The organism is Flavobacterium sp. (genome assembly GCF_039916025.1).
GTDB lineage: Bacteria > Bacteroidota > Bacteroidia > Flavobacteriales > Flavobacteriaceae > Flavobacterium.
In genome coordinates this window covers 1-3,721 of the sequence record NZ_JBDSMB010000031.1, presented here as the reverse complement: position 1 = coordinate 3,721, position 3,721 = coordinate 1, and the positions used below count along the sequence as shown (strand labels likewise).

At 35.7% G+C, this 3,721-nt stretch carries 4 protein-coding genes; 1 reads left to right on the top strand and 3 read right to left on the bottom strand.

The genetic code is table 11. The annotated features are described in order from the left end of the window. Positions 1–52: 52 nt before the first annotated feature. Positions 53–727, bottom strand: a complete 675-nt coding sequence (trmB, locus tag ABIQ27_RS01605; RefSeq protein ID WP_348031429.1) for a tRNA (guanosine(46)-N7)-methyltransferase TrmB — start codon at positions 725–727, stop codon at positions 53–55. A gap of 86 nt (positions 728–813) precedes the next feature. Here trmB and ABIQ27_RS01600 point away from each other — a divergent pair, with 86 nt between their 5' ends. Continuing rightward, positions 814–1,878 carry a glycosyltransferase gene (locus ABIQ27_RS01600; RefSeq protein WP_348031427.1) on the top strand — a complete coding sequence of 355 codons (1,065 nt, stop codon included), beginning with the start codon at positions 814–816 and terminating at the stop codon, positions 1,876–1,878. Here ABIQ27_RS01600 and ABIQ27_RS01595 read toward each other — a convergent pair. Together ABIQ27_RS01595 and ABIQ27_RS01590 are read right to left on the bottom strand one after the other, a co-directional pair. After that, positions 1,852–2,895 carry an ATP-binding protein gene (locus tag ABIQ27_RS01595; protein WP_348031425.1) on the bottom strand — a complete coding sequence of 348 codons (1,044 nt, stop codon included), beginning with the start codon at positions 2,893–2,895 and terminating at the stop codon, positions 1,852–1,854. The genes ABIQ27_RS01600 and ABIQ27_RS01595 overlap by 27 nt on opposite strands. Then, positions 2,896–3,579 carry a response regulator transcription factor gene (locus ABIQ27_RS01590; protein WP_348031424.1) on the bottom strand — a complete coding sequence of 228 codons (684 nt, stop codon included), beginning with the start codon at positions 3,577–3,579 and terminating at the stop codon, positions 2,896–2,898. Positions 3,580–3,721 lie beyond the last annotated feature (142 nt).

Below are 3,721 nucleotides of genomic sequence, written 5' to 3'. Positions count from 1 at the left end.
CCGCCAAAAAAGCAATGCAAAAACCTAAAACAAGTGGTAAAAAAAACAGCATTTATTTGATTTTGAAACGAATATACGTAATTGCTTTGTTGATTTCCAAATATTGATTTTCGTAAAATGTCTGAATAGCCGTCACCACTTCCGGTGCACCTTCATTTTTATAAACGTTGTGATTGGCATACAACACTTCGTGACCTTCACCATGCAACAATCCTAAAGTATAACCATGCATAAATTCGCTGTCGGTTTTGAGATTTACTACGCCATTTGGTTTCAGGATTTTTTTGTACAACTGCAAAAATTCAGAATTTGTCATTCGGTGCTTGGTGCGTTTGTATTTGATTTGCGGATCGGGGAAAGTAATCCAGATTTCGTCGACTTCATTTTCAGCAAAAATAAAATTGATTAACTCAATTTGCGTGCGGACAAAAGCCACATTATACATTCCGCCATCAACGGCAGTTTTGGCTCCACGCCAGAATCTTGCACCTTTAATATCAATACCCACAAAATTTTTATCAGGATAACGCTCGGCCAAGCCAACAGAATATTCACCTTTACCGCAACCTAATTCAACTATAACCGGATTGTCATTTTTGAAAAAATCCGAATTCCATTTTCCTTTTAGTGGAAATTCTCCGCCTACAACTTCTTCTCTTGTTGGCTGGAAAACGTTTTCAAAAGATTCGTTTTCCTTAAACCGCTTTAATTTATTCTTACTTCCCACAAACTTAATTTTTTGGTAAAATTAAGGAAATATAAACTATCCAAAATCTTTTTTACTTTGCAAAGTTAAAATCGTAATTTCACTACTTGGAAAATTCTGCAAAAAATATTCTTGTCGCTCCGTTAAATTGGGGTTTAGGTCACGCAACACGCTGCATTCCGATTATTCGTGAATTGGAGAAAAATGGGTTTACTCCTATTCTTGCTTCCGATGGTGTGGCGTTGCAATTGCTTCAAAAAGAATTTCCGCATTTGCAATCGCTGGAATTGCCTTCTTATGAAATTGAATATGCCAAAACCGGTGCTGATTTCAAGTGGAAATTAATTAAGAATAGCCCAAAAATGATTGAAGCGATTTTTGCAGAAAAGAAAATCGTCAAGAAATGGATAGCCGAATTCGATTTACAAGGAATCATATCGGATAATCGATTAGGTGTTCACAGCAAAAAGATTCCGAGTGTTTTCATGACACATCAACTGAATGTTTTGTCTGGAAAAACCACATGGATTTCGAGCAAACTGCACCAGCATTTTATCAAAAAATTTACCGAATGCTGGATTCCGGATATACAGGAAAATCCAAACCTGACCGGGAAACTTGGGCATTTGAAAGACAGTTCGCTGAATCTAAAATATCTTGGTCCGTTAAGCCGATTAGAGAAAAAAGATTTGCCAATTAAGTATGATTTGATGGTTATACTTTCCGGTCCTGAACCGCAACGTACTTTTTTGGAAGAGAAATTAAAAAGTGAAGTTCTTCTATTTAAAGGAAAAGTACTTTTCATCAAAGGAATAATTGAATCGGAACAAAAAACAGAACAACACGAAAACGTTGCCTATTACAACTTCATGACTTCGTCAGAGATTGAAACTGCTTTTAACGAAAGCGAAACCGTACTTTGTCGCTCAGGTTATACTACTGTTATGGATTTGGCAAAATTGCAGAAGAAAGCATTTTTTATACCAACGCCGGGACAATTTGAGCAAGAATATCTGGCAAAAAGACTAAAGCGAAATGGTTTTGTCCCTTATGCTAAGCAAGATGATTTCAAAATAGAGAATTTACTGGAAGTTAAGCTCTTTGGCGGCTTACCACAACTTAAAAAGGAAATTAACTGGAAGCAATTATTGGTGCTTTTCGAGCGTGAATGAAAATTCAGAACCTTTTGTAAATTCACTTTCTACATAGATTTTTTCTCCGTGTGCTTCAATGATATGCTTTACTATTGAAAGTCCAAGACCTGAACCGCCTTCGCTTCGTGCGCCACTTTTGTCAACCCTGAAAAAGCGTTCAAACAATCTGGGAATATATTGCTTTTCGATTCCTTCGCCATTATCGCGGACGCGAACGATTATTTTTTCGTTAATCAAATCTTCAATGGTAACTTCAGTAGTGCCGTTTTCTTTTCCGTATTTTATGGAATTCATTATCAGATTTGAAAGCACTTGTTGTATTTTCTCCTGATCGGCAAAAACATTTATCGCTTTGTTATATTTTCTGTCAAACATTAAGATGATGTTCTTTTTATCAGCTGTCATTTCAAGCAAATCGAAAGCACTCTGCACCAAATCAACAATATTGAACCTTGTCAACTCAAGGTTAACATCGCCCATTTCGAGTTTGGAAATCATGTCTAAATCTTCTACGATATAGACTAATCTTTCGACACCTTTTTCGGCCCTTTCGAGGTATTTTTTGCGCACTTTTTTGTCATCGATTGCGCCATCAATCAATGTGGACAAGTAACCTTGTACCGTAAACAAAGGTGTTTTGAGTTCGTGTGAAACATTTCCAAGAAATTCTCTTCGATATTCTTCACGAACTTTCAGGGTTTCGATTTCGAGTTTTTTATCTGTGGCAAACTTTTTAACCTGCTTGGTCAAAGTTTCCATATCGGTTGTAATTGGCTGACTTCTGAATGATGTAGATTCTAAAAGTGAAACATCATCGTAGATTTTTTTAACCCTGCGATAGATAAATCTTTCTACACGATATTGGATAACAAAAAAAGAGAATGTAGCTATAGAAACAGCAAATAACAGTATGATTGGCAGTGAAAATTCATGGAAAAACCATAACAAAATTGCAAGAAAACCTGTAGAAAAAGCGGTAATATAAGTTGTTGAAACTAAGGCAAACCTATAGGTTTTCTTGAAATTTATTTTCATTTATACTTCTAATTTATAGCCAACTCCTTTGATGGTTTTGAATAGTTCTTCACCTATTTTTTCGCGGAGTTTTCTAATGTGGACATCGATGGTTCTTCCGCCAACGATAACTTCGTTACCCCAAACTTTATCCAGGATCTCTTCTCGTTTGAATACTTTTCCAGGTTTGGAAGCCAATAGATAAAACAATTCAAATTCTTTTCTTGGCAAAACAATTTCTCTTCCTTCTTTGATGATTTTATATTCTTCCCTGTTGATTTCGATGCCACCAACATTGAGTGTTTCTGAAGCATGTTCGTCACTTTTTAAACGACGAAGCAATGCTTTTACTTTACTTACTAATAATTTTGGTTTGATTGGTTTGGTTATATAATCATCGGCACCAGCATCAAATCCGGCCACTTGTGAATAATCTTCGCTTCTTGCGGTTAAAAAAGTAATGATAACATTGCTTAATTCTGGAAGTTTCCGAATGTTTTCGCAGGCTTCCATTCCGTCCATTTCGGGCATCATCACATCCATAATGATGAGCTGTGGCAATTCTTTTTTGGCTTTTATTATTGCCTCTTTCCCATTGGTAGCGGTTACGATTTGGTAACCTTCCTGAGAAAGATTATATCCCACAATTTCTAGGATATCCTGCTCATCATCTACTAATAAAATCTTGATGTCTTTTTTTTTCATAAGTGGACACAATTGTTTTGTCGATGTAAATGTAAAGATAATACAAAATGAATTGATAAATGAAACCTGACTTAACGGTAATTTAATCTGTTAACGATTTGGTAATAATAAAAGAACAAAATGGTAATACTAGAGTAACACG